The 24,283-nt window shown below is 63.8% G+C and carries 20 protein-coding genes, 1 tRNA gene and 2 pseudogenes; 13 read left to right on the forward strand and 10 right to left on the reverse strand.

Annotation, left to right across the window (positions count from 1 at the left end; all coding sequences use genetic code 11):
• Nucleotides 1–67: 67 nt before the first annotated feature.
• On the reverse strand, nucleotides 68–712 hold the full coding sequence (locus ACCQ10_RS18205; RefSeq protein WP_039405954.1) for a LuxR C-terminal-related transcriptional regulator: 645 nt from the start codon (nucleotides 710–712) through the stop codon (nucleotides 68–70).
• Entirely contained in the window at nucleotides 705–2,144 is a 1,440-nt protein-coding gene (locus ACCQ10_RS18210) for a sensor histidine kinase (RefSeq protein WP_123137678.1), read from the reverse strand. The genes ACCQ10_RS18205 and ACCQ10_RS18210 overlap by 8 nt, the downstream gene beginning before the upstream one ends.
• Before the next feature lie 212 nt (nucleotides 2,145–2,356).
• On the opposite strand from ACCQ10_RS18210, the gene ACCQ10_RS18215 reads away from it, so the two are divergent.
• Nucleotides 2,357–3,265 carry a bestrophin family protein gene (locus ACCQ10_RS18215; RefSeq protein WP_372361495.1) on the forward strand — a complete coding sequence of 303 codons (909 nt, stop codon included), beginning with the start codon at nucleotides 2,357–2,359 and terminating at the stop codon, nucleotides 3,263–3,265.
• A 14-nt stretch (nucleotides 3,266–3,279) separates the two neighbouring features.
• Nucleotides 3,280–4,194: a universal stress protein gene (locus ACCQ10_RS18220; protein ID WP_372361496.1), complete on the forward strand. Its 915-nt coding sequence runs from the start codon at nucleotides 3,280–3,282 to the stop codon at nucleotides 4,192–4,194.
• Between the two features lie 312 nt (nucleotides 4,195–4,506).
• On the opposite strand, the gene ACCQ10_RS18225 is transcribed toward ACCQ10_RS18220, so the two are convergent.
• Together ACCQ10_RS18225 and ACCQ10_RS18230 are read right to left on the reverse strand one after the other, a co-directional pair.
• Nucleotides 4,507–4,995: a GNAT family N-acetyltransferase gene (locus ACCQ10_RS18225; RefSeq protein ID WP_372361497.1), complete on the reverse strand. Its 489-nt coding sequence runs from the start codon at nucleotides 4,993–4,995 to the stop codon at nucleotides 4,507–4,509.
• 4 nt (nucleotides 4,996–4,999) lie between these two features.
• Nucleotides 5,000–5,263: a type II toxin-antitoxin system TacA family antitoxin gene (locus ACCQ10_RS18230; RefSeq protein ID WP_372361498.1), complete on the reverse strand. Its 264-nt coding sequence runs from the start codon at nucleotides 5,261–5,263 to the stop codon at nucleotides 5,000–5,002.
• A 614-nt stretch (nucleotides 5,264–5,877) separates the two neighbouring features.
• On the opposite strand from ACCQ10_RS18230, the gene ACCQ10_RS18235 reads away from it, so the two are divergent.
• The 7 genes and pseudogenes from ACCQ10_RS18235 to ACCQ10_RS18265 all read left to right on the forward strand — a co-directional run bounded on the left by ACCQ10_RS18235 (nucleotide 5,878) and on the right by ACCQ10_RS18265 (nucleotide 15,064).
• Nucleotides 5,878–6,096: a hypothetical protein gene (locus ACCQ10_RS18235; RefSeq protein WP_184375476.1), complete on the forward strand. Its 219-nt coding sequence runs from the start codon at nucleotides 5,878–5,880 to the stop codon at nucleotides 6,094–6,096.
• Nucleotides 6,093–6,371, forward strand: coding sequence for a hypothetical protein (locus ACCQ10_RS18240; RefSeq protein ID WP_372361499.1), 279 nt, complete (start codon nucleotides 6,093–6,095; stop codon nucleotides 6,369–6,371). The genes ACCQ10_RS18235 and ACCQ10_RS18240 overlap by 4 nt, the downstream gene beginning before the upstream one ends.
• A gap of 256 nt (nucleotides 6,372–6,627) precedes the next feature.
• A pseudogene (locus tag ACCQ10_RS18245) lies at nucleotides 6,628–7,261 on the forward strand (transposase); the annotation flags it as partial.
• A 15-nt stretch (nucleotides 7,262–7,276) separates the two neighbouring features.
• Nucleotides 7,277–8,317: a hypothetical protein gene (locus ACCQ10_RS18250; RefSeq protein ID WP_372361500.1), complete on the forward strand. Its 1,041-nt coding sequence runs from the start codon at nucleotides 7,277–7,279 to the stop codon at nucleotides 8,315–8,317.
• Between the two features lie 1,674 nt (nucleotides 8,318–9,991).
• Nucleotides 9,992–12,199: an ATP-binding protein gene (locus tag ACCQ10_RS18255; protein ID WP_372361501.1), complete on the forward strand. Its 2,208-nt coding sequence runs from the start codon at nucleotides 9,992–9,994 to the stop codon at nucleotides 12,197–12,199.
• Nucleotides 12,196–12,669 (forward strand): response regulator, encoded by a 474-nt coding sequence (locus ACCQ10_RS18260; RefSeq protein ID WP_166749406.1) that lies wholly within the window; start codon nucleotides 12,196–12,198, stop codon nucleotides 12,667–12,669. Before ACCQ10_RS18255 ends, ACCQ10_RS18260 begins: the two co-directional genes overlap by 4 nt.
• A 31-nt stretch (nucleotides 12,670–12,700) precedes the next feature.
• On the forward strand, nucleotides 12,701–15,064 hold the full coding sequence (locus ACCQ10_RS18265; RefSeq protein WP_243851645.1) for a response regulator: 2,364 nt from the start codon (nucleotides 12,701–12,703) through the stop codon (nucleotides 15,062–15,064).
• 175 nt (nucleotides 15,065–15,239) lie between these two features.
• Here the strand turns inward: ACCQ10_RS18265 and ACCQ10_RS18270 are convergent.
• From ACCQ10_RS18270 to dtd, 5 genes and pseudogenes are all read right to left on the reverse strand, one after another.
• Nucleotides 15,240–15,440, reverse strand: a pseudogene (locus tag ACCQ10_RS18270) (DNA methyltransferase); the annotation flags it as partial.
• A 260-nt stretch (nucleotides 15,441–15,700) separates the two neighbouring features.
• Nucleotides 15,701–15,776, reverse strand: a tRNA-Ile gene (locus ACCQ10_RS18275).
• A gap of 270 nt (nucleotides 15,777–16,046) precedes the next feature.
• Nucleotides 16,047–16,295 carry a DUF6566 family protein gene (locus tag ACCQ10_RS18280; protein ID WP_166749409.1) on the reverse strand — a complete coding sequence of 83 codons (249 nt, stop codon included), beginning with the start codon at nucleotides 16,293–16,295 and terminating at the stop codon, nucleotides 16,047–16,049.
• Nucleotides 16,296–16,532: 237 nt separating this feature from the next.
• Nucleotides 16,533–18,407, reverse strand: coding sequence for an RNA polymerase sigma factor RpoD (gene rpoD / locus ACCQ10_RS18285; RefSeq protein ID WP_039564462.1), 1,875 nt, complete (start codon nucleotides 18,405–18,407; stop codon nucleotides 16,533–16,535).
• A 108-nt stretch (nucleotides 18,408–18,515) separates the two neighbouring features.
• Nucleotides 18,516–18,956: a D-aminoacyl-tRNA deacylase gene (gene dtd / locus ACCQ10_RS18290; RefSeq protein ID WP_047694681.1), complete on the reverse strand. Its 441-nt coding sequence runs from the start codon at nucleotides 18,954–18,956 to the stop codon at nucleotides 18,516–18,518.
• Between the two features lie 99 nt (nucleotides 18,957–19,055).
• Between dtd and ACCQ10_RS18295 the strand changes: the two genes are divergently transcribed.
• On the forward strand, nucleotides 19,056–19,970 hold the full coding sequence (locus ACCQ10_RS18295) for a lauroyl acyltransferase (protein ID WP_166749410.1): 915 nt from the start codon (nucleotides 19,056–19,058) through the stop codon (nucleotides 19,968–19,970).
• 290 nt (nucleotides 19,971–20,260) lie between these two features.
• On the opposite strand, the gene ACCQ10_RS18300 is transcribed toward ACCQ10_RS18295, so the two are convergent.
• Nucleotides 20,261–20,782: a GNAT family N-acetyltransferase gene (locus ACCQ10_RS18300; protein WP_166749411.1), complete on the reverse strand. Its 522-nt coding sequence runs from the start codon at nucleotides 20,780–20,782 to the stop codon at nucleotides 20,261–20,263.
• Between the two features lie 241 nt (nucleotides 20,783–21,023).
• On the opposite strand from ACCQ10_RS18300, the gene ribA reads away from it, so the two are divergent.
• The 3 genes from ribA to ACCQ10_RS18315 all read left to right on the forward strand — a co-directional run bounded on the left by ribA (nucleotide 21,024) and on the right by ACCQ10_RS18315 (nucleotide 24,277).
• Nucleotides 21,024–22,157 (forward strand): GTP cyclohydrolase II RibA, encoded by a 1,134-nt coding sequence (gene ribA, locus ACCQ10_RS18305; protein WP_372361502.1) that lies wholly within the window; start codon nucleotides 21,024–21,026, stop codon nucleotides 22,155–22,157.
• Between the two features lie 105 nt (nucleotides 22,158–22,262).
• Entirely contained in the window at nucleotides 22,263–22,772 is a 510-nt protein-coding gene (locus ACCQ10_RS18310; RefSeq protein WP_228334838.1) for a PH domain-containing protein, read from the forward strand.
• Complete coding sequence (locus ACCQ10_RS18315; protein WP_372361503.1) at nucleotides 22,769–24,277, forward strand: PH domain-containing protein; 1,509 nt, start codon at nucleotides 22,769–22,771, stop codon at nucleotides 24,275–24,277. The genes ACCQ10_RS18310 and ACCQ10_RS18315 overlap by 4 nt, the downstream gene beginning before the upstream one ends.
• The last annotated feature ends 6 nt before the right edge of the window (nucleotides 24,278–24,283 follow it).

A 24,283-nucleotide genomic window follows, 5' to 3' on the forward strand; every position in this document is an offset into this window, starting at 1 on the left:
CAAGCCGGCAGACACGCTGCTCGAATCCGCACACGCGACAGCGCCTCGCAGCCGTGCAGCGGCACCGTTACACCAGGTCGCGGTAATCCTGCAGGATCACCATCACCAACTGGCTGCGCGAGCGCACATCGAGCTTGTTGAACAATTGCTGGAAGGTCGCCTTGATCGCGCTTTCCGAGCTGCCCAGCTGACGTGCGATCAATTTGTTGGACTGCCCGCGCAACAGCCCCCGCAATACCTCGCGCTCGCGATCGGTGAAACTGGGGCGGCTTTCCTGGGTGCCCTGCACCACCAGCGATTGCAGGTAGCGCTGGTCGATCAGTACCCGGCCCATCGCCACGGCATGGATGCTGTCGATGAGTTCATCGGTAGACACATCCTTGCGGCAGATGCCGGAGACGCCCAGGCGGATCAGGGCCAGCGCGTCGCGCTCGGGCAGGCCGGCCGTGACCACCAGCGTGGCCGGGCGGCGCGCCTGCTCGGCCTGGCGGCGCATGTAGTCCAGCGCGTTGTACTCACCCATGTCGTAGTCCAGGATCACCACGTCCGGCGCCAGCGATGCGATCTGCACGATGGCCTGCGCCAGCGCGCCGGACTGGCCCACCACCTCAAAGCGCGCATCGGCGCCGAGCAGGCGTAGCAGCCCCTCGCGGAACAGCGTGTGGTCGTCCAGCAGGTACAGCCGGACCGGTGGGCGCGGCGCCTCATCCATCGGGCAGCTCCGCATGCGGTGCGTGCGCCAGCGGCAGATGCAGCTCGAAACACGCGCCTTGCCCGCCGGGCGCGTAGCGTAGCAGGCCGCCCTGGTTGGCCATCAGCGCCCGCGAGATGTACAGCCCCAGCCCGGAGCCATCGCTGTCGCTGCGGAACGGCTGGAACAGGCGGGCCGGTTCGGCGATGCCCGGCCCGGTGTCACGCACGCTCACCACCGCACGGCCCTGCTCCAGGCGCGCACTCACGATCAACTGCCGGCGTTGCGGCGGCAGCCCCTGCACGGCGCGCAACGAATTGCGCGCCAGATTGAGCAGCACCTGCAGCAACGCATGGCGGTCGCCCTGCAGCGACGGAAACTCGGCCGGGATCTGGATGATCAGCTGGCCGTCGATGTCTTCCCAGTCGGAGCGGATGATCACGTCCAGCTCGCTGCACAGCGTCTGCAGCCGCGTTTCGTGCACCTCATCGGGCAGCTGCCGGCGCAGGTTGAACGACGCCAGCTCCATCAGCGCCGCCACCAGGCTGCGCAGCGCAGCCAGATCCGGGTCTGCACCGATGGCCGGATGTCGCGCCAGGTTGGAGGTGACCACGCCTGCGGCCGAACACAGGTTGCGGATCTCGTGCGACACCGCACCGGCCAACAGCCGGTTGTTCTTCAACACATCGTCAAAATGCGCGGACTCGCGCGCGCGCACTTCCTCGCTGGTATCGACCAGGATCGCGGCCAGATGGCGCTCCTGGCTATCTTCGTAAACCGAGAACCAGGTGGTGGCCGGAAACCGGGTGCCGTCGCTGCGGCAGCCCCAGGTGCTGGCCGAAGTACGCATGCCGTCCAGGTTGGCGCTCATGCTGAGCGCATCGTCGAGCAAGGGCAGGAACTCGCGCACCGCGCGGCCTTCCAGTCCACCGTCGTCGGCCATGTCCAGGATCTCGTGCGCGGCCCGGTTGGCGGCCACGATGCGGCCGTCGCCGGCCACGGTGAGCAGCGCTGCCGGGCTGCTTTCGGCCAGCAGGCGCAGTTGCCGCTCCAGCCGTCGGCGTAGCCGCTGCTCGGCACGCAGCTGCACGTAATGCGCAAGGATCACTCGCCGCGTGCGGCTGATCTCTGCCACCAGCAGACCGCAGCCGGCATAGGCGATCGTGGCCATGAAAAACCGCAGCGCCTGTTCGACCAGGGTCTCCTCGGTCACGAACAACCCGCGCAGCACGGCGCAGGCAATTGCGGCAATGACGATGTCGCGGCGTGACAACACCGTGGCGGCCAGCACCACAGGCAGGATGTACAGCAGCCCCAGCGAGACGCCCAGGTGCGAATACCACTCGGCCCACACCAGCGAGGCCAGCATCGCCAATGATGCCCACAGCGTCGGGCCGCGATTGAGTTTGACCACCTGCCCGCGCCACTTGAATGGCAGCCTCAGTCTGTCCATCGCCCACCGGTGCACTTGCGCTGCAAATTCGCTCCTCGCCACATTTTCAACGCCACAACATGCCGGCCTGGGGCACAGATTTCACCCTATCGAAAGATAGCCCGGCCACATCGTTCGGACCGCCTGCAGCCTGTCCGATGCCGGCGCAAGGATGGCAGACACAACCGTGCAGGCCGGGTGTAATGCGGCCACCCCACCTTGGCTGCCCCTCCATGATCACCCGCGATACGTTTCCGTTGCGGCGCATCTGGCCCAAGACCTACAAGCGCCTGCTGGTGCTGCTGGCCTTCGACTGCGCCGTGGCCGTGCTGTACACCTTCTTCGATTGGCATTGGCTGTCCATCGAAGCGCTGCCGCTGGCACAACTGGGCTCGGCGCTTACCATTTTCCTGGCATTTCGCGCCAATGCGGCCTATGGCCGCTGGTGGGAGGCACGCCAGCTATGGGGCGCGCTGGTCAATACCTCGCGTGCCATCGCACGCCAGGCGTTGACCGCACTGGATGTGGACCCCGACGACCCGCGCCAGCGCGCACTGCGCGATGACATCGTCGTCCACCAGGTCGCCTTCGTCCATGCGTTGCGCTGCCACCTGCGCCGACAGAATCCCTTCCCCGAAATCACCGGCCTGCTGGGGCAGGCACGTGCCGACGCATTGCGCAGCTACGCCAACATCCCCAACGCGCTCACCCTGCGCCTGGGCCAGCAGCTGCAGCAGGCGCGCGACCACGGCATGCTCGACAGCCTGCGCTGGTCGTCGCTGGACGCCAACCTCACTGGGCTGGCCAATATCCAGGGCGCCTGCGAGCGCATCAAGAACACCCCGTTGCCGCGGCAGTTTTCATCGCTGCCCAGGACGCTGGTGAACATGTACTGCTGGCTGGTGCCGCTGGGCCTGATCGCCGGCATGGGCCTGGCCATGCCGATCGCCTCGGTCCTGATCAGCTTCACCCTGATTGCCATCGACAGCGCCAGCAGCGCCATCGAAGACCCGTTCGAAAACACCGTGCACGACACCCCGATGACCGCATTGTCGCGCGGCATCGAGCTGACACTGCGCGAAATGCTGGGCCAGCGCGTGCCACTGCGCGAAGTGCGCGCCATCGACGGCTTCATCTACTGACCACGGAGAGTGCCATGCAGACCACGCCAACCCACCTGATCTTTGCGACCAACTTTTCCGAAACCTGCCACGCGGCCATTCCCACCGTGGCGCAACTGGTGGACCGCCTGCGCGCCCGCCTCACCATCCTGCACGTGCATGCCAAGGGCAAGCGCGCGCAGGCCCGGCAATCGCTGGACGCGTTCTTTGCCGAAGCCTCCAACTACCCGGGCTGCGAGCGCGCGCTTGCCAGCGGCCCGGCCGCCGCCGGCATCGTCTCGTTCTGCCGCAGCCGCGACGACGCACTGCTGATCATGCCGCCGTCCGAACGCACTGGGCTGCCACGGCCGCTGCATGTCTCGCTGCGTGCACGCGTGCTCGAACGCGTCGCCACCCCCATGCTCACCCTTCCCTACGCCGACGCCATCCCGCGCGACGGCGCAGGTGGCGGCCATGTCGCCTGCTGGATCACCGGCCGCGAGACCAGTCTCGACACATTGCGCGATGCCGCCGCCATGGCGCGCCGTCGCGGCGCGGACCTGCACCTGCTGCACGTCATGCCAGACATCAGCGAAGGCCTGCTGGTGGACAGCCTGTTCAACGACAAGCCCCTGACCGAAGCCGCAGCCGTCAGCTGGCTCAGCGACCTGGTCCTGCAACTGCGCGATGACGACCTGCGCGTACGGCTGCATGTGGCCGTGGGCAACCCACGCCGCGAGATCGCCGGCCTGCTCAAACGCGCCTGTGCCGACGTGCTCGTCGTCGAACACGACGCTGTCGTCCGCCGCGGTGTCTGGCGCTCCTCGCTGCAGGCCACCCTGGCCAAGACCCCCTGCGTGCTGATCTGCCTGCCACCGTCGCATCTACGCCGCCCGGCCATCGGCACCACACCCAACCAGGACACGCCGCGACGTCGCCGCGGCCGCACCAGGTGGTTGCTGCGTGCGTAAACGCCCTCTCTCCCGCCCCGGTGCGTGCATGCCGGCTGTCAAACCGCTTCGCTGTCTCACCTGCCACCCGCACGCAATAAGGCGAGACCGTGCACACATCGAAGGCGAGAGAATTTCAGCCCTGCACCGCTATTGGAATGGCCTGCGTCACCACCGCATCATGGCAGGGCGCGACGGCGGGTATCTCCGTCCAGCAATCAATGCGCGTTTGAGCAACGCCGGCGAACTCCGAGCACACCATCTCCGATCTGCCACACGGCAGCTTTCACGCGTTGCAGCGGCGGAGCGCCTCAACAACGACGTTGGGTCGGATTACGAAGTCCCCAACGGCAGATACAATGTCATCGCACTCTCAGCAGCCTCACGGAATCCGTAGCTCTTGTAAAACCCGGCTGCCTTCGTATGCAGGGCATCCACCAGCAGCACCCGCACGCCCAACTGCTCTCGCAAACTCAAGCAGCGAGCGACCGCATGTGCCAGCAGGTAATCCCCGTGCCCCCTACCCTGCTCTGCTGACGAAACCGCCAAGCGTCCCATCCGGATCGCGGGCACCGGGTAGTTGGGCAGGCGCTTGCGATCCTGCTCCTGTAACGCTGTCAGCAAGAGCTGAGCCGCTGACAAGGTGTAGTAGCCCAGAATGTTGACAGCAACCTCATCATCCACCAGGACATGGGTCGTGCTGATGCCATCGCGATGGTGCTGCACCGCCTGCCGTCGCAAATAAGCATCCAGTGTCGGCTCCCCACAGCTGAAGCTGTTGCGGTCATGCCGCTTTGCCTGGAGTTGCTCAACGATGAGCACGCACTCAGCCCTGCGCGACGCGGGCGAGCGCCTTCCTCAACTTGGCATTGGGCTGGAAGGGTGCATCCAATGCTTTCAGGAATCGCCTGGACTCCTCTGCCGACAACGTCACCGTCAACTCGGCAGCCATGACGCTCTCGGCCTCGCGCATGACCGCATCGCGCACAAAGGCCGAAAGCGGCACGCCACGCAGATCGGCGGCACGGGAAATCCGCGCCTTGTCGGCAGGGTCTAAGCGCAGATCGAGGCGGGCAGCGGCGTTGTTCATGGCAGGCTCCTATTTGTACGGAATATTACCGTACATGTCATTCATGTCAAATGACCTACCTGCCCCTGGCGGGCGTTGTGGTTGACCTTCAACGACCTGGGCAGCTTGGACAAGACAGCAGACAAGCGTTGCGCGTGACAGCCGTTAGCGGCAGACGGGCGCTTCGGCCAACGCTTGGCACAAGAGATTGGGCGACACGGCTGTCTGCGTTGAACTGCGCCGCGCGTGCTCGCCCGCTGGCTACAGCGTCCAGGCTGAAAGAGCGTCAGGCACGACCACGTCGTGCCGGAGATTCTCGAAATGAGCTACGCCGACTCCAACGCTTTCCCGTTGACACGCGCCGTGAGCCGGAGCGAGTATTTGGGCGTCGCCGCACAATCGGCGACCGGAATTGGCGTTCCGAACCAAAAGGCGCACCAGCGCCCATCGATCGATGCACGGCGCTTTTTTATCGCCCGCATCGCCGCGGGTGCATGCCGGCCAGCTTTATGGCGGGCGGTGCGCGGGGGCCGCAAGGCCCACCGGTTCCTTTTGGCCGGCACGCCAACCGCGCACCGTCCGTCACCCCGATTGGCGTCTGGGTGACGGATTCCAAAATACAAAAGGAGTCCAGCATGTCCTACGACACCCATGAAGTATCCGTGTCTGCGTTGCGCCAAGTCGACCAGCATGTCGACCTGATCGCCAACACCCTCGCATGCAGCCATTCCCCGTGGCTGCGCTTGAAGGCACGCCTCGCATTTACGAGCAAGGCCATCCACGGGCTAACGTTTGGCAACGGTGCTGCAGCAATCGTTGCTTTCAATGCCTTGTCTGCGCAGGTGCGGCAATGAGTACGAGCAAACACTTCCGCGTCTGCACCGGCATCACCCTCAGCTTCGAGATCATGCAGGGCTATGTGCTGGCCATGCTGCATTCCGATGCGCGGCCCGATCTACCGCCGATCCTGATCGCCTGCGAAGCAACTGGCTTTGATGACGTCTTGCCGGGCGGGGATGCGCAGAGCATTGTGCTAGGCCGGCTGCATGTCTGCATGCGCGTGGACCCGGCAATCGAGGTCCTCACGTGGCTGCGCAAGCAAGCGCATCGCGCTGGAGCGGAACGATGAACCCGGCACACGCAGTCACTCATCGAGAACACGCCGACACCGCGATCAGCAAAACAAAAGACCGTTTCCGATAGGTCTCTGAAGACTCTCGACAGTGTTCCGACGGCAACAAAAAAGTGACCCACCTCCGAAAAACCGTGCCAACGTAAAGTAGACACTTCGCCCCACATGGGCCCCGTGGATCACGAGGAATCAGGCGATGAAGAAGTCGCGTTTCACCGAAGAGCAGATCGCGTACGCGCTCAATTAGGTCGAGCTGGGGATGGCGGTTGGCGAGGTATGCCGCAAGATGAGCATCGCGGAGGCGACGTTCTATGTGTGGCGCAAGAAATACGGTGGGCTTGGCCCCTCCGAACTGAAGCGCCTGCGCGTGCTGGAAGAGGAAAACAGCAAGCTCAAGCAGCTGGTTGCCGACCTGAGCCTGGACAAGGCGATGCTCCAGGAGGTGGTAAAAAAAAACTCTAAGGGCGCCCCAGAAGCGCGGCTGGGTTGCCCGCTTGAGAGAGCGCTTCGGCGTGAGCGACGCGTTGCGGATCGTGGCGATGTCGCGCTCGGCGTTTTCGTACAAGGCCAAGGCGCGCGACTGCAGCGCCATCCGCTTGCGGATGCGCGAGATCACGCAGACGCGCATCCACTATGGCTGCGAACGCGCGTTGGTCATGCTGCGGCGCGAAGGCTGGCGGGACAACCACAAGCATGTGCATCGCATCTACAAGGAAGAAGGCCTGTCGTTGCGGCATTGTCGCCCGCGACGTAGTCGCAGTAGTCGTCGCCGGCAACCGATCAAGGTTGCCACGGCGTCCAACACGCTGTGGTGCATTGACTTCGTCAGTGACGCGCTGTTCGATGGCCGCCGCTTCCGGCTGCTGCCGGTGCTGGACCACTTCACGCATTGAAGGTGGAAATTGAGAGCTCACGGCGAACGACCTTTTGTTGGCGATGTCATTTCTGAACTTCACAAAAAAAATGAGTCGTCTTTAAGCATTGCTTTAAAGATTGATTCTTTCGATGGTGATTTTAAAGGGAGTGCCGATCCGGCTCTTCTTCTGGCGATCAGGAAGCAATTCTCAAGAGATCTTTCTGTCCCCCTTGAGTCGATAAGAGTAGCGGGGTCGGCCAGGTTTGGCGTGAGCCTCAAGCATAGTTCGCCTTTCGAGCGTGGAACCTCGGATCTAGATATAGCGATTACTAATGCTGATTTTTCAAGGAAATGTTTTGAGTCATCGAAGATGGCGACTTCAAACTTCAGCATGGTTCACGGCTTCCGAGCTCTTCACAATCCTGCTTCTCGGACTGCATATCAAATAAAGCAACGGTTTGCAGACTACAGCAGGCTGGGGATGATCTATCCCGAATACATGCCGGCTTGCGAGATAAAGGAGGAGATATTGCGCTCATGCCGCGCTCTCAGGGGTGATTACGCGAGTCAGTTTTCAGACATCTCTATAGTGTCATACAGCGGAAGCGGTGCATATCATCAGGCTCTTGCGAAAAGAATTGATATCTTCGTGTTAAAGTTCATCCGTTTTTCTGGTCAAGACGAGATGCCTGGTTGGATTTCGCCAAGTGATGATGTTTTGAAAGTTGACTTATGTGGGCCTAGGCCGTTTTCCATTTCTGAAGCCGTATGGTCTGCGTTAGGGGAAGTTTCTTCTCGTGTTAGGATAGTTGCGGCGCTCGTCGTGCCGCTTGGCGACGAAGCGGATTCGGTTCATAACGATGTTCTTGTGGTATTCGATAGCAGCTGTGGCAAGGATCTGTCTGAGCTCTGGCGTATTTCTGGAATCCTGTCCAGATCTGGCATGTTTATTAGATTCATTCCTGATTCCATATCTTTGGCTGGATTGATGAATATTATTGGATCGCATTCGCTGACGATGATGCGCGAGCTAGGCGAACGGGGAATAGGTCGGAAATTCTTAATTGAACCCATTTATCAGGACTGATTTATGGCGTGGCAAGATACGCTGATCAGTTTATGAAGGTAGGTCGCGCGTGCAGTTTGAGGAAAGCTCTCGTGAAGCAAAGTGCGCGCAGAGGCGGATCTCCGAAAGCTAATTTCAGGCACGACTGCCAGAGATGTACGACAGGCAGTAAGCTTCCGCCGACGACACCTACCCGACTGGCTATTCCCGCCGTAGCGGCAGCAATGTATCGATATCACGATCTGATACGCCCAGGGTTCCGTAAACACTCAATACCCTCGCTGCGCGTAGCGCCGTTCAAACTCTACAGGGGACTGTTGACTCCCCGTAAAATTTGTCGACTCCCCGTAAAGTTGATCCATCCACAGTTAGAGGTCTCCGGGCACTTGACCTACGCCCTCTTACTCGGCCCGGCCTGTTTCAATCCGGCGCCTTCATGGCTGCCGGTCAGCGCGCTTCTGATCTAGCTCGGCTTTCCGTGCCGTGGTTCAGCCATCCACAAGGCCAACAGCGGTGCGCCGCCGGCTTGCGCCGCGCTCGGCAAAGACCGATGAGGGCGGCCGGCGATTCTGTCACGTCCAGAAACGATCGGTACCAGCGCAATCTAGATAGTTTGCGCAGGCTGCTGCATATACCACTGCTCCAGGCGGATGTTGGCCTTCAATCTCCGCACCGGCGGAGGTTCCAACTGATTCAGCCCGTCGGACGCCACCATCGCCGGCGTTCAAAGTGCAATGAAGATATTCGGCTTGGCATCGCACATGGCCTTGCTCAGCTGCATCTTGGCGACGTTGACCTTGACGATGGCGTCACCTCGGTACAAGCGCTGGCCGTCGCGCTGAGGCCCGTGGTCACCAGCAAGCCCGGCAGCACAGAAGATTCGACCAGAAGTATGCAAAGAGACAGGTATGCCCCACGTGTGCAGTGCCTTTGCTCTGCCCATATCGACTCGCTGTTGAGCGGCTGAATACCTTGCCTGGCAAAAACATCGCTCCCTTGGGGCGACCCGAAACCGATTCAGCACTCGATGCTCAAGCATTGTTCTGGGCAGGCCTACGGCTATGCCTGCTGACGCTCCAGTCAATCGAACCGAGAGATAACACCTGAGTGCGACGGCAGCCCGATGGTCACGATGGCGCTCCACGCGCAAACCTTTCGCCCGGCTTGCATTGTATTGCCCCTACGCTCCTATGCTGCGATGTCGACCACGTTGGCATCGCCGTTAGCGCATCGCGAGCACAGCTGCTTTCGTGTGAGCGACGTTCTGCATAGCCGTCATTGAAAAACGCTGACCTGACTCACCTGAAGACGGCATGGCGTGTGCTGTCGCATTCGCGTGCTGCGTCAGATGCCTTGCCTTGGTATGGCGTCGGCATCATGCCCGGTGTCAGTGGACGGCGCTCCTGCCAGGCGCAGTAACCGCGCGATGTGACGATCCGCCTGAGTCATTCAGCATCGCCGCCATCGCAAGATGCTTGGCCTGTCAGCCTTTGGTACGTTGCTTCGACTTCCTTCACATCAGGACCGCGTCTTCGAGTAGGCACCCATGCCCATTTCGGGCAACATAAGCGGGCTCGGCACACGGTGATGCGATCTCCCGCAGCGGCAGTGCTGGTGTCGCTTCCGAGCTGCCGATCCTCAACCGTGTAGCAGCAGGAGCAGGCATTGTCGTCCGAATCAACTCTTGAGCCCGTCTTGGATCTGTCCAGCTGTGCCAGGGAGCCGATCCACATCCCGGGCGCGATCCAGCCTCACGGGATCTTGCTGGTCGTCGATCCATCCAGCTTGTGCGTCGTCGAGCGCGCCGTCTCCAATCCTGCGCTGCTCGAGCACTTCGGCGACCCGTTGGGCGCCGCGCTCTCGACCGTGCTGAACGGCGTACTCGCGTTTTCCTGCGCGCAACTCTCGGCGCTCCAGCCTGGCGCGTCGGTCTTCCTGGGCATGCTTGCGTTGGGCGAGTACGGCACGTATCCCGCCCTGGCCCACCGCTCCGACGCAGACATCCTGGTCGAACTCGAGGAACCGGTGGGAGGCGCACCTGGGGCGCTCGAAGATATGTATCCCACGATCCGTCAGTTCATCGAGACCATCGAGAAGGCGGCCACACCGACCGAGCTGTGCCAGGTCGCCGCCACACACATCCGCGCACTGACCGGCTTCGACCGGACCTTGATCTACAAATTCGACGACGAATGGAATGGCGCGGTCCTGGCGGAAGATCGCAACGATGTCCTGCCCTCCTATCTGGATCTGCGCTTTCCCGAGTCCGACATCCCCGCACAGGCGCGCGAGCTGTACCGGCGCAACCGGGTACGGCTGATCGCCAACAACGCCTATGTGCCGGTACCCCTGGTCGTCGCCCCTGGTCACGTGCGCGACAGACCGACCGATTTGAGCCTGGCCGTGCTTCGCAGTGTGTCGCCGGTGCATCTGCAGTACATGCGAAACATGGGCACCGGCGCATCGCTGTCGATTTCCATCGTGTGCGAAGGCCGCCTATGGGGCCTGATTTCCTGCCACCACCACACGCCCTTGCGGGTGTCCCATCCGGTGCGCACGGCGTGCGAGTTCATCGGGCAGATCTTCTCGCTGCAGGTGTCGCTCAAGGAGCGAGCGATGCGGGTGGAAGAGCGTGTGAGCCGGCGCGCAATCCAGGTGCAGCTGTTGGGCCGAATGGCAGGCGACGAAAACTTCATGGCCGCACTCGGCCGCGACCCGCAAAGCCTGCTGGCACTGACGCGCTCCAATGGCGCAGCCATCGTGCATCGCGACGAGTGCGTGCTGCTGGGCGAATGCCCCACCCAACCGCAGGTGCTGAAGCTGGTGCAGTGGCTGACCTCCCATCAGGGGAGCGAGGATCTGTTTCACACCGACCGGCTGCCTGCGGTATGGGACGACGCGGATGCGTTCTCCGATGTCGCCAGTGGCGTGCTCTCGCTATCGATCTCCCAGTTGCACGACAGCTTCGTGCTGTGGTTTCGGCCCGAGGTCGTGCGGACGGTTCGCTGGGGCGGCGACCCACGCAAGAAGGCATCCGGCCAGGTGCTGTCCCCTCGCATGTCGTTCGAGGCCTGGAAGGAAATCGTGCACAAGCAGGCCTTGCCCTGGGAGGACGTCGATCAGGACGCGGCGATGGAACTGCGTGTGGCCATCGTCGACATCGTGCTGCGCAAGGCCGAGGAAATGGCCGAGCTCAACGAGCAACTGCTCCGCAGCAACAAGGAACTGGAGGCGTTTTCGTATTCGGTCAGTCATGACCTGCGTGCGCCGTTCCGCCATATCGTCGGTTACTCCGAACTGCTTGGCTCCTCGGCAGCCGAGCGCCTGACCGACACCGAACGCCGCTATCTGGCGACCATTGCCGAATCGGCCAAGTCGGCCGGCATCCTGGTGGACGACCTGCTGAGCTTCTCGCAGATGGGCCGCTCCACGCTGGGGCGGCTGAGCATCGACATGCGCACGCTGGTCGACGATGTCCGCCATAAGCTGGAGATGGAATACAGCGGCCGCTCGATCGAATGGGTGTTGCCGCCCCTTCCCAGAGTGGATGCCGACCCGGCCATGCTGCGCCTGGTCTGGCAGAACCTGTTGACCAACGCGATCAAGTTCACCCGCGACAGCGCTACCCCGCGCATCGAGGTCGGGCACGAGCGCACCGACATCGAGGACGTTTTCTTCGTCCGTGATAATGGCTGTGGCTTCGATATGCGCTACGTCAACAAGTTGTTCGGGGTGTTCCAGCGCCTGCATCACTCCGACGAATACGAGGGCACGGGCATCGGGCTGGCCAACGTGCAACGGATCGTTGGCCGACATGGCGGCCGGACCTGGGCCCAGGGCGAGATCGGCACGGGCGCGACGTTCTATTTCACCATTCCCTTTTTCCTCGGAGGCAACTCGTGAGAGATCTTCGTCCCATTCTGCTCGTGGAGGACAATCCCAAGGACGCGGAGCTGACCATGGCGGCCCTGGCACGTTGCCAGCTGCTGAACGATGTCGCGCACGTGCGGGATGGCGCGGAGGCATTGGATTACCTGCGTTGTGAAGGTGCCTACGCCGGCGCGCAACATGGCGGGCCAGTGGTGGTGCTGCTGGACCTCAAGCTTCCGAAGGTGAACGGGCTCGAGGTGCTGGCTGAGGTTCGCGGCGATCCCGCGCTCAGCAGCACGCCGGTGGTGATGCTGACCTCCTCACGCGAGGAGCCGGACCTCATCAAGAGCTATCAGTTGGGCGTCAATGCCTTTGTGGTCAAGCCCGTCGACTTCAAGGAATTCTTCGAAGCCATCCAGGGGCTCGGCATGTTCTGGGGCATCACCAACCAGCCACCACCGCATCGTCCGCTACCGCCTGGCAAGAGCCCGAAGAATGACTGAGCCAAGGACGGACGCGCCGGTTCGCGTCCTGATGCTGGAAGACAATGCCCTCGATGCCGAACTCATCGGCGCGCAGCTGGCAGCCGCACGGCTGAAGGTCGACATCACCCGGGTGTGGACACGCGATGCGTTTGTGCAGGCGCTGGCCACGCAGCAGCACGACGTCATCCTGGCCGACCATGTCCTGCCCGGCTTCGACGGCGACGCTGCGCTGCAGATCGCCCAGACGCTCTACCCGCAGATACCCTTCATCTTCGTCTCCGGCACGCTGACCGAGGAGTTGGCCGTTCAGGCGCTGACGCGCGGCGCGCGCGACTACGTGGTGAAGCAGCGCCTGCAGCGCCTGCCTGATGCGATCATGCGATGCATCAGGGAAAGCGGCGAACAGACAAGGCTGCTTGCGGCCCAAAACGACCTGCAGGAAAGCCGTCAGCGCCTGCAGCTCATCACCGATTCGCTGCCGGCACTGATTGCACATCTGGACATCGAGCACCGCTATCGCTTCGTCAACAATGCCTACACCCTGTGGCATGGCCGTCAGGCGGAGCAGTTGGTGGGCATGCATGTGCGCGATATCGTCGGCCACACGATGTTCGATGAGATAGCGCCCTACCTGCGCAAGGCTTCGGAGGGCGAGCGCGTCCAGTTCGAGGCGCGTCTGCCGCGACAGGACGGCGGGTTTCGTTACGCACTGGTCGACTGCGTCCCCGAGACGGACCGCGATGGGCAGGTCAACGGGTATTACTCGCTGGTGCGGGATATCAGCGACCTGAAGGACGCGGAGATTTCGCTCCGAGAAGCCAACGAATCGCTCGAGCGTCAGGTGGAAGAACGCACGGCAGACTTGCGCAGCAGCGAGAGCCGCCTGCAAGCGGTGTTTGAATCCAGTTTCCAGCACCAGAATCTGCTCTCTCCAGACGGCTACATCCTCGATGCCAATCTCGCATCGCTTTCAGCGATCCTGGCGCACAAGGACGATGTCTGCGGCACGCTGTTTTGCGATGCCCCCTGGTTTTCCGAAACGCCGGACATCCGCAGTCTGGTCGCCGACGCGATTGCCGCTGCAGCAGCAGGAACCGCCTCGCAGCACGAGCTCAAACTGGTCCTTCCAACCGGGTTGCGGTCGTTCGACTTTTCCTTCCGCCCTCTGTCTGACTACCAGGGCACGATCACCGCTGTGGTATCGGAAGCTGTCGAGACCACTGCGCGACGTCAAGCCGAAGAAGCGCTAAGGCAAAGTCAGAAGATTGAGGCAGTGGGACAACTCACTGGTGGCATTGCGCATGACTTCAATAACATCCTGACCGTCATCGCCGGCAACGTCGAGCACGCCAAGCTCTACATCGACCGCATGGGTGAGGCGGCGGCCGTTCCGTCCAGGGCGATGGACAATGCGCTGAAGGGCGTGACACGTGCTGCCTCGTTGACCCAGCGCCTGTTGGCATTCGCCCGCAAGCAACCGCTGCAGAGCCAGGCAGTCGATCTCAATGAACAGTTGCTCGGGATGCAGGACATGCTGCGGCGGACCCTGGGCGAATTGGTGTACCTGGAAATCCTGACGGCCCCGGACGTCTGGTGCGTCGAGGTCGACCCAAGCCAGGTCGAGGCATCTGTACTGAATCTGGCGGTCAACGCCCGTGACGCCATGCCCAGTGGAGGGCAGTTGACCATCGAGGTCGGCAACGGGCATCTGGAGCATGACTACGCCAACGTACTCGCCGACGTGCCTCCGGGTGAGTACGTGATGTTGCGCATTCGCGATACCGGTCACGGGATGTCGGAAGAGGTGATATCGCGTGTCTTCGAGCCATTCTTCACGACCAAAGACGTCGGGCGCGGTACCGGGCTCGGGCTGTCGATGGTCTACGGCTTTGTGAAGCAATCGGGTGGTCATGTGCTGATCGAATCCACGCCTGGCCGCGGCACGCTCGTCACCATGCTGTTTCCACGCTCATCGCTGCCGCTGTCCGGCGTTGCATCGGCTGCCAGGCACGAGCACGACCGGTATCGCACGAGCGAGGAAACGGTTCTGGTCGCCGAAGACAACGATGACGTGCGCGCATACACCGTCGAAGCGTTGCGCCAGCTGGGCTATAAAGTGCTCGAGGCACACGATGGGGCCTCGGCAATGCGCTTGCTGGAGCGCCGCGATGTCAAGGTGGACCTGCTGCTTTCGGACATCGTGATGCCTGGAATGAGCGGCTGGGAGCTTGCACGCAAGGCGAAAGCCCAACTGCCGGCCTTACGCATCCTCTTTGCCTCCGGATACCCGCGCGACTTCAACGCCAAGGAAATCTCGCGAAGCGACGCGGCCATCCTCGTCAAGCCCTTCACCCGCAGCGACCTTGAACGCGCGGTTCGCTTGAGCATCGATGGATCTGACGCGGCGGCTTAGTTGCCGTTGGATAAGGCCATGTCCACCTGACGCGTAGAAGAAAATATTGGCAGTCGGTATTGCCCTTTCATGCAGTCTGGGAACTTGTTCACGACCTTCTGAGGATCGACCAAATTCCGCGCGATGCCTCGTTGAAGATGTAAGGCGGGAGGGCGCTCAAGCGCCCTCTTTTACCTCAGAGGTGGTGGAGACGCTCGCAGGTCACAGCGGCATATTGCTCCGTCATCTCAATGCCGACCGCTTCGAAGCCCTCCAGCTGCGCTGCGACCAATGTCGTGCCTGAGCCAGCAAAGAGGTCAAGTACACGACCATCCGACTCATGGATCACGCCGGGCAACACCGACGCGCGGCGATCAAGCGGCATGTGGCCCTTGCTTTTCCGAAGAAAAGATCATGGCTTCCTGCGCGAACGTAAGAGCGAGGGTGGTGACCGAAATCCACTTGGCTGCGCAAGCAAGCGCATTGCGCTGACGCGCGACGACGAACCCCGCACACGCAGCCGTTTATCGAGAACACGCCTACGCCGATTAGCTACGCAAAAAGACCTTCTCCGATAGGTCTCTGAAGACTATCGACAGTGTTCCGACGGCAACAAAAAAGGCACTTGGGCGGGCATCCCAAGTGCCTGCTATCTATTGGTGGGCCCACCAGGATTCGAACCTGGAACCAAAGGATTATGAGTCCTCTGCTCTAACCGTTGAGCTATAGGCCCTGCTGCACAGCACTCGCTGGTGCCGCATGCCATGCGTCGGGCCCACAGGAGTGGTGCAAGTTTACCTGTCCGCCAACAAGCTTGTCTGCTGGATGCCTGCTGCTACCTGCTTACTGCATCTTTCGTCGGCTTTCCGATAGCCTATCTAAGCGCGCTGCTCTAACCGCGCTGCACGCGAACCCAAGCGCGCCGCACACGCCTGCGGAGATAGGCGGGCCGCCCAAGCTGTACGTGCTGTTCGATCGGCACACATAAGCTGGCGGGCAACCATCACGCATCTGCGGTCTGCTGCTGCCTGTCGATCAGCTGGCGACCTTCGCGGAAGCCTTGCGCAATGGCGTCCTGGTAGGTATCCCAGGTCTGGGTCCGGTCGTTGATGCGGGGCAGGCGCGTGCTGCCTCCGTCGGCATAGACGTCCACCCAGAGCGTCCACTTGGCCGTTGGCGTGGCCTGTTCGGCACGCACGCGGATCTCGTGATCGCGGTACGTGGTGGTTTCGTAGCGGCTTTGTCTACTCATCGGATGGCCTCGTTCCTTTCGTGGACCAACTTAGAAGCGCCGGCTGGAATACCACGTGAGATTGAAAGAAACATCTACTTAATAGTGCGTTGCCGTGCGGCTTCGTCACCGAGGTGTGAAGCCGATCTCCTGCATCCAGTGCAGCCTGCAGCAGCATTGCCGGGTCAGCGCCTAAAACGCAACAGCCCCGCATGTGCGGGGCTGTTGTAGGACCACCGTGCGGATGCGACTGACAGGTCAGTCGATATCCAGGAACGAGCGCAGCTGTTCCGAGCGGCTGGGGTGACGCAGCTTGCGCAATGCCTTGGCCTCTATCTGACGAATCCGCTCGCGGGTGACGTCGAACTGCTTACCGACCTCTTCCAGCGTGTGATCGGTATTCATGTCGATACCGAAGCGCATCCGCAGCACCTTGGCCTCGCGTGGGGTGAGGCCGGCCAACACATCGCGCACCGTCTCGGAGAGATTGATGTTGGTGGTGTTGTCGATCGGGGACTCCACGTTGGTGTCCTCGATGAAGTCGCCCAGATGCGAATCCTCGTCGTCGCCGATCGGGGTTTCCATCGAGATCGGCTCCTTGGCGATTTTCATCACCTTGCGGATCTTGTCCTCGGGCATGTCCATTTCCTTGGCCAGTTCTTCCGGCGTGGCCTCGCGGCCGAACTGCTGGAGCATCTGGCGGGAAATGCGGTTCAACTTGTTGATCGTTTCGATCATGTGCACCGGAATACGGATGGTGCGCGCCTGATCGGCGATCGAACGGGTGATGGCCTGGCGGATCCACCAGGTTGCATACGTGGAGAACTTGTAACCGCGACGGTATTCGAACTTGTCCACGGCCTTCATCAGGCCGATGTTGCCTTCCTGGATCAGGTCCAGGAACTGCAGGCCGCGGTTGGTGTACTTCTTGGCGATGGAGATCACCAGGCGCAGGTTGGCCTCGACCATTTCCTTCTTGGCCTTGCGTGCCTTGGCTTCGCCGTAGGCCATCGCACGGCTGATTTCCTTGATCTCAGCCAGGGTCAGGTAGTTGGCCTTCTCCATCTCGATCGAGCCCTGCTGCTCGGAGACGATCTGGTCCTTGACGTCGCGCAGCGCCGACGACCACTTCTGCTTGCGCTTGAGTGCGTCTTCCACCCATTCCAGGTTGGTCTGGTTGCCTTCCCAGGAGCGGATGAAATCCTTGCGCGGCATGCGTGCCACGGTGGTGGCCAGGTGCAGCACCTTGCGCTCGTGGTCCTTGATGCCATTGACCACGCCACGCAGCTGGGTGACCAGCGCGTCGGTCAGCGGCAGCGGCAGCTTGAGCGTGGTGAAGATGGCGGCCATGTCTTCGCGCGCCTTGACCACCAGCTTGTGCTCGGCGCCGTTCTTGGCATAGATCTTCTTGAACTTTGCGTATTCGTTGGCCAGGTTCTCCATGCGCGTGGCGACTTCCACCGGGTCCGGACCGGTCGGGCCGGCCTCTTCTTCGGCCGCGTCGTCATCGCCGTCTTCGTCGTCGTCCTCATCGACGGCGTCTTCGTCCACGGCGACCGGGCCGGCGGCGGCCAGTGCAGCAGCAGCGGCATCGGCTTCTTCGATCAGGTCGTTGAAGCCGACCACGATCTCGGCCAAACGCTTCTTGCCTTCCTTGTGCGCTTCGTAATCGGCCAGCAGCATTTCGGTCGACAGCGGGAACACGCCCAGTGCTGCCTGGACCTGGCTGAGGCCTTCTTCGATACGCTTGGCGATGGCGATTTCGCCTTCGCGGGTCAGCAGCTCGACGGTACCCATTTCGCGCATGTACATGCGCACCGGGTCGGTGGTGCGACCACCTTCGGTGTCGAGCGCGGTCAGCGCGGCGGCGGCTTCTTCGGCGGCGGTGTCGTCAACCTCGCGGTTGCCGGTGTTGCCGTCGTTGAGCAGCAGGGTTTCGGCATCGGGTGCAACTTCATGGACATCGATGCCCATGCCGTTGATCATGCTGATGATGTCTTCGATCTGCTCCGGGTCGACGAGGTCGTCGGGCAGATGGTCATTGACTTCGGCGTAGGTCAGATAGCCCTGTTCCAGGCCCTTGCTGATCAGTAGCTTGATGTCGGATTGCTGGGCAGGACGTTCGTTGGCCATGAGTGCTCGCGCCACCGGCTTTGAGATTGGAAAGAGAACCTAGCATTATACCAGCGTGAAGCCCGGTCTGCCGGATTCAAGACGGGACCGCTGGTGGACGTGGTGTATCTAGGGTCTGAGAAGGAAGGTCACCGGGCCGTCGTTGACCAGGTCGACAACCATATGGGCCCCGAAGCGCCCGGTTTCCACCCCGCCGCGATGTTTTTCGCGGCAGATCGCCACCAATTGATTGAACGCCCGTTCAGCCTCCTGCGGCGGCGCGGCGGTGCTGAAGCCCGGCCGGTTGCCGGAGCTGGTGTCCGCAGCCAGGGTGAACTGGCTGACCAGCAGCAGGCCGCCGCCGGTGTCGGTGAGTGAGCGGTTCATCTTGCCGGCGTCGTCGCCAAATACCCGGTAGCCGAGCAGGCGCTCGGCCAGGCGTCGGATCTGCGCATCGCTGTCGCCGGGCTCCACCCCGACCAGGGCCAGCAGGCCGGGGCCGATCTGCCCGACGCTCTGGCCATCGACGGTGACCGAGGCCCGGGTAACGCGTTGGATCAAGGCAAGCATGGGCACCCCGGGCAGCAAACTGTGCCGCGCAGCATGCCCAGCGCTGCCCGCCCTGTCACCTGCGGGTCTTCACCGGCCGCGCTGTTTAGAATTGCGCGGATGACACCTGATCTTCGCGCTCGCCTGCTGTATGCCACCGCCGCCACCGTGGGCCGCCTGCCCTGGCCGCTGCTCAAACGCGTGGCCGATGCGCTGGCCTGGAGCTGGCGCAAGCTCAATGCACGCGAGGCGCGCGTGGCGTGGCGCAACCTGGAACTGGCGTACCCGGAGTTGAGCGCGGCACAGCGCGCGCAGCTGCATGCACAGGTCCTGCAATCGACCGCACGCCAGACGCTGGAAGTGCTGCGCACCTGGACCCGCCCGCCGGCAGACAACCTGGCGCGTCTGCAGCGCAATGGCCAGGAGCTCTACGACGCGGCCCTGGCCTCCGGCCGCGGGGTGATCGTGGCCGCGCCACACTTCGGCAACTGGGAGCTGCTCAACCAGTGGCTGTCCGAACGCGGGCCGATCGCGATTGTCTACCGGCCGCCGGAGTCCGAGGCGGTGGACGGCTTCCTGCAGCTGGCACGCGGCGGCGACAACGTGCGCCAGGTGCGCGCCGAAGGCCCGGCCGTGCGGCAGTTGTTCAAGGTGCTCAAGGACGGCGGCGCGGTCGGCATCCTGCCCGACCAGCAGCCGAAGATGGGCGATGGCGTGTTTGCGCCGTTCTTCGGCATGCAGGCGCTGACCATGACCCTGGTCAACCGGTTGGCCGAACGCACCGGCGCCACCGTGCTGTACGGCTGGTGCGAGCGCGCCGGCGACGACCTGCAGTTTGCGCTGCATGTGCAGCCGGCCGACCCGGCCGTGGCCGACCCGGACCCGGTGCGCGCCGCCAGCGCGCTCAATGCCGGCATCGAACAGATCGCCCGGCGCGACCCGGCGCAATATCAATGGACCTACAAGCGCTACACGCTGCGCCCGCCGGGCAGTGGCGAAGCCAATCCCTACGCGACCGAGCGGCATCCGCACTAGGCTACCGATCGCCAGTGGCCACTCGCCTTGCGAGACGGGCGCCGGTGCTGCCTGCACACCCATCCCATCGGCGCCCGGGCCGTCCCGTCGGCGGGGCACAGCTGCCGGGCGTGGATAGCGCGTTGTGCCAGATGCCGTGCAGCCACTGGAAACGACGCTGCAATCGGGTCCGGCGCATCACGCGTCCTGCGGCCCCGCACGCGCGGGCGCGCGCGTCACGGCGCGCTCTTCCATCAAGCGCTTGCGGCAGGTTCGCGCTCAGAACGTTTCACGCCGCATCACCACCACGCTCAATCGTCGTGCGGGTCCGCAGGCGTGGCCAGGATGCGCTGATAGAAGGCCAGATCCAGCCAGCGCCCGAACTTGAAGCCGGCCTCGCGCACGGTGCCGGCGTGGGTGAAGCCGAACTGTTCGTGCAAGGCGATGCTGGCCTGGTTGCTGGCATCGATGCCGCCCACCAGCACGTGCACGCCGCGCTGCTCGGCCGCGGCGATCAGGGCCTGCAGCAGCGTGCGCCCCAGCCCCTTGCCGCGATGGTCCTGGTGCACGTAGATCGAGTGTTCGACGCTGTATTTGAACGCCGGCCAGGCGCGGAAGGTGCCGTAACTGGCAAACCCCATCAGTGTGCCGTCGTCGTCTTCCACGCCGATCACCGGAAACCCGCCGGCGCGCTTGGTGGCGAACCAGCCGACCATGCTCTCCGGTGGCCGTGGCCGGTAGTCGTACAGCGCGGTCGAATGGGCGATGGCCTCGTTGAAGATGTCCAGAATCGCACTGGCATGACGCGCTTCGCTGCAGTCGATAAGACGCATGGGATCTGCTGGGCTGAAAGATCGCCCGATTAGAAAGCATTGCCGGGCGCTGAACAACGCGGCCGGTGCGCAACCAACCGGTACCCGCGGGGTCACTCATGCGCGGCCGCTGGATGCAGCGTTCCAGCCGGCGGTGGCAACTGGCGGCGGCGAAGCGCGCGACAATGGCGCCATGCGTCCGGTCGCGTCGCGGCGGCGTCCGCCTTGAAGCGACCGTGGCAATCCCCATCTGGAGTCGTGCATGAGCAGCCCCGTCCCCTCCCCCAGCGCACAGGCCTTCGGCGATCCGGCGGCGATCCGCTGCGAGCGCGCCGCGTCCGAACTGCGCGCCGGCCGGCCGGTGCTGCTGACCGCCGCAGGCGGGCGGTCGCGTGCGGTGCTGGCGCTGGACAGCAGCACGGCGCAGTCGTACGCCGCCTTCGCACGCGCCGCGCAGGGCCGCCACTATCTGTTTGTCACCCCGACCCGCGCCCAGGTGCTGGGGCTGACCGCGCCGCAGGGCGCACGGGTTGCGCTGGCCGACCAGAGCTACGACCAGCTGGCCGCGCTGGCCTATCTGCGCGACACCCCGGTACCGACACAGTGGACCGCCGGCGATGCGCTGGATGCCGGTGGCGCGGAGATCGCGCGGCTGGGTTTGCTGCTGCCGGCCATGCTGGCGGTGAAGCTGCGCGATGTGCACGACCATGCCGCCTTCGCCGGCTGCCAGTCGCTGGCCCTGGACGATCTGGGCAGCGGTTGCGCCACAGCGGCCGCCGCCGGCTTCGAGCTGGTCACCCGCACCCCGGTGCCGCTGCGCGGCCTGGGTATGAGCGAATTTGTGGTGTTCCGCGGCGGCGTGGCGCAGCGCGACCAGGTGGCGATCGTGGTCGGCCAGCCGGATCTGACCGCCGCCGTACCGGTGCGCGTGCATTCCTCCTGCCTTACCGGCGACCTGTTCGGCTCGCTCAAATGCGACTGCGGCGACCAGCTGCGGCACGGGCTGGCCAAGCTCAAGGAGCTGGGCGGCGGTGTGCTGCTGTATCTGGACCAGGAAGGCCGCGGAACCGGCATTGCCGCCAAGATGCGCGCCTACGGCTATCAACACGCCGGGCTGGACACCATCGACGCCGACGCGCAGCTGGGCTTCGGCCCGGACGAGCGCCGCTACGGCAGCGCGGTGGCGATGTTGCGCGGCCTGGGCATCGGCCGGATCCGGCTGCTGACCAACAACCCGGCCAAGGCCGAGCGCCTGCGCGCAGCCGGCATCGCCGTGGAGGACCGCATTCCGGTCACCGGCGACATCACGCCGGAAAACGAACACTACCTGCGCACCAAGGCCACCCGTGCCGGCCATGCGCTGGATGTGGATGCGCTGATCCTGGCGGCGCAATAGCGCGCCCGGCGCCGGGTGCGCCTGCACTCGGCGCCCGGCTATGCTTGCGAACCGCTTCTGCAGGCCCGCCTCGTGCACGACGTTCCACCGCCGCACCCCGACATCCTGGTCCCCGCCAGGCCTGCCCAGCTTGCGGCCGCGGACCACGCGCAGTGGCAGCAACTACCGCGGCGTGGCGCTTATGTGGCGGCGGCCAACGGTGTGCTCGGCGGCGGATGTGCCGGGCTGATCGCCACCGGCGTTGCGCTCACCGCGCTGCATGCCTGGCGCTATTGGCCGGTGGTGCCGGGCGTGATGCTGGTGCTCGCGTTGCTGTGCGCGTGGCTGGCGGTCAAACGGCATCGGCTCACGCTGTGGAAACTCGACCAGCATGGTCTGGCGCTGCAACGTGGCCACCTGTGGCAAAGCGATACGCGGGTGCCGATCTCGCGCGTGCAGCACGTGGACCTGCGCCGCGGCCCGATCGAACGCGCCACCCGGCTGACCACGCTGGTGGTACACACCGCCGGCAGCCGGCTCAACGCCGTGGCGGTGTCCGGGCTGGATCAGGCCGATGCCGAACAGCTGCGCGACCGCCTGGCCCGCCAGCTCGATCACCACGACGACGCGCTGTGAGCGCAGTGCAGCGCTCCGGCGATGACGAGCAGCGCCTGCATCCGCTGTCGTGGGTGTTCGTGCTGCTGCAGCAGATCCGCCAGTTCCTGATCCCGCTGGTGGCACTGATCGTGTTCGGCAGCCGCGATGGCAGCCGCGACGTTGCCGACCACATCGCCACCGGCGTGGTGATGGCCGTGCTGGTGGCGATCTCGGTGCTGCGCTATTTCACCTATCGCTACCGCATCGGCGAAGACAGCGTGGCGATCCGCAGCGGGCTGCTGGAGCGCAGCCGGCGCGATATTCCGTTCGCGCGCATCCATAACGTGGTGGTGCATCAGTCGCTGCTGCATCGGCTGGCCGGGGTGGCCGAAGTGCGGCTGGAGTCGGCGGGCGGGCACAAGCCGGAAGCGGAAATGCGCGTGCTGCGGCTGGATCAGGCCCTGGCCCTGGAAGACCTGATCCGCCGCCGTGCGCAGCACCCGCACACCGCGCAAGTGCAACTGCAGGCGCAGGACCGCAGCACCCTGCTACGTCTGCCGATGGCCGAAGTGATTCGCCTGGGCCTGATCTCCAACCGCGGCATGGTGGTGGTGGCCGCCAGTATCGGTGTGATCTACCAGATGATTCCGCGCCGCGTGGCCTCCACGTTCATCGAGACCAACGGCGAACTGGCCTACCGCTACGTCAGTCAGGTCCATCCGGGCGCAGCAGTCACCGCCACGCTGGTGGTGATCGCCATGCTGGCCGTGTTGCTGGCCATGCGCGCGCTCTCGGTGGCGCTGGCGATAACGCAATACCACGGGTTTCATCTCAGCGAATCGGAGCGGCGCCTGACCGTGGAGCGTGGTCTGCTGACGCGCATCCGCAGCAGCGTGGCATTGCGGCGCATCCAGTCGTGGACGCTGTACGAAAGCCGTCTGCACCGGCTGTTCGGCCGCCGCCAGTTGCGTGTGGACACCGCGGTGTCCGGCACCGGCGACACCCACGACAGCGCACTCAAGGAACTGGCACCCATCGCCCCACCGCAGCGCTGTGACGCCTTGCTGCAGCGCCTGTTGCCCGACATCGCCTGGCCGCCGCAGCATTGGCAGGCCGTTGCCACCCATTGCTGGTGGCGCCTGAGCCTGCCCACGGTGCTGATGCTGGTGCCGCTGGTGGCCGCGCTGGCATGGCAGATCGGCAGCCAGGCCGCATGGTTGCTGCTCTGGCTGCCGTGGAGCGGGTTCAAGGCGTATCGCCAGGTGCAGCGCATGGGCTATGCGGTGGACACGCGTTATGTGGCGGTGCGTGGCGGCTGGTGGAAACGCTGGTGGCGGCTGGCCGAACTGGACAAGCTGCAGGCGCTGCAATTGCGGCGTTCGCCGCTGGACCGGCTGACCGGCACCGCCACGCTGTGGCTGGATACCGCCGGTGCCAGCGCCACCGGCCCGGCGTTGCGGCTGCGCTTTGTGCCACTGGCGCAGGCGCAACGGCTGCAGGGGCAACTGGCCGCCGCACTGGCGCGTCGCACGCTGCGCTGGTAGCGCAAG

Source organism: Xanthomonas sp. NCPPB 1325 (genome assembly GCF_041477645.2).
Taxonomy (GTDB): Bacteria; Pseudomonadota; Gammaproteobacteria; order Xanthomonadales; family Xanthomonadaceae; genus Xanthomonas; species Xanthomonas cannabis.

Bases quoted from the DNA above. Each gene is read 5' to 3' on its own strand.
- rpoD (WP_039564462.1), bottom strand. From the start codon at position 18,407: ATGGCCAACGAACGTCCTGCCCAGCAATCCGACATCAAGCTACTGATC.
- ACCQ10_RS18215 (WP_372361495.1), top strand. From the start codon at position 2,357: ATGATCACCCGCGATACGTTTCCGTTGCGGCGCATCTGGCCCAAGACC.
- ACCQ10_RS18205 (WP_039405954.1), bottom strand. From the start codon at position 712: ATGGATGAGGCGCCGCGCCCACCGGTCCGGCTGTACCTGCTGGACGAC.
- ACCQ10_RS18220 (WP_372361496.1), top strand. From the start codon at position 3,280: ATGCAGACCACGCCAACCCACCTGATCTTTGCGACCAACTTTTCCGAA.
- ACCQ10_RS18295 (WP_166749410.1), top strand. From the start codon at position 19,056: ATGACACCTGATCTTCGCGCTCGCCTGCTGTATGCCACCGCCGCCACC.
- ribA (WP_372361502.1), top strand. From the start codon at position 21,024: ATGAGCAGCCCCGTCCCCTCCCCCAGCGCACAGGCCTTCGGCGATCCG.
- ACCQ10_RS18210 (WP_123137678.1), bottom strand. From the start codon at position 2,144: ATGGACAGACTGAGGCTGCCATTCAAGTGGCGCGGGCAGGTGGTCAAA.
- ACCQ10_RS18300 (WP_166749411.1), bottom strand. From the start codon at position 20,782: ATGCGTCTTATCGACTGCAGCGAAGCGCGTCATGCCAGTGCGATTCTG.
- ACCQ10_RS18230 (WP_372361498.1), bottom strand. From the start codon at position 5,263: ATGAACAACGCCGCTGCCCGCCTCGATCTGCGCTTAGACCCTGCCGAC.
- ACCQ10_RS18280 (WP_166749409.1), bottom strand. From the start codon at position 16,295: ATGAGTAGACAAAGCCGCTACGAAACCACCACGTACCGCGATCACGAG.
- dtd (WP_047694681.1), bottom strand. From the start codon at position 18,956: ATGCTTGCCTTGATCCAACGCGTTACCCGGGCCTCGGTCACCGTCGAT.
- ACCQ10_RS18240 (WP_372361499.1), top strand. From the start codon at position 6,093: ATGAGTACGAGCAAACACTTCCGCGTCTGCACCGGCATCACCCTCAGC.
- ACCQ10_RS18235 (WP_184375476.1), top strand. From the start codon at position 5,878: ATGTCCTACGACACCCATGAAGTATCCGTGTCTGCGTTGCGCCAAGTC.
- ACCQ10_RS18265 (WP_243851645.1), top strand. From the start codon at position 12,701: ATGCTGGAAGACAATGCCCTCGATGCCGAACTCATCGGCGCGCAGCTG.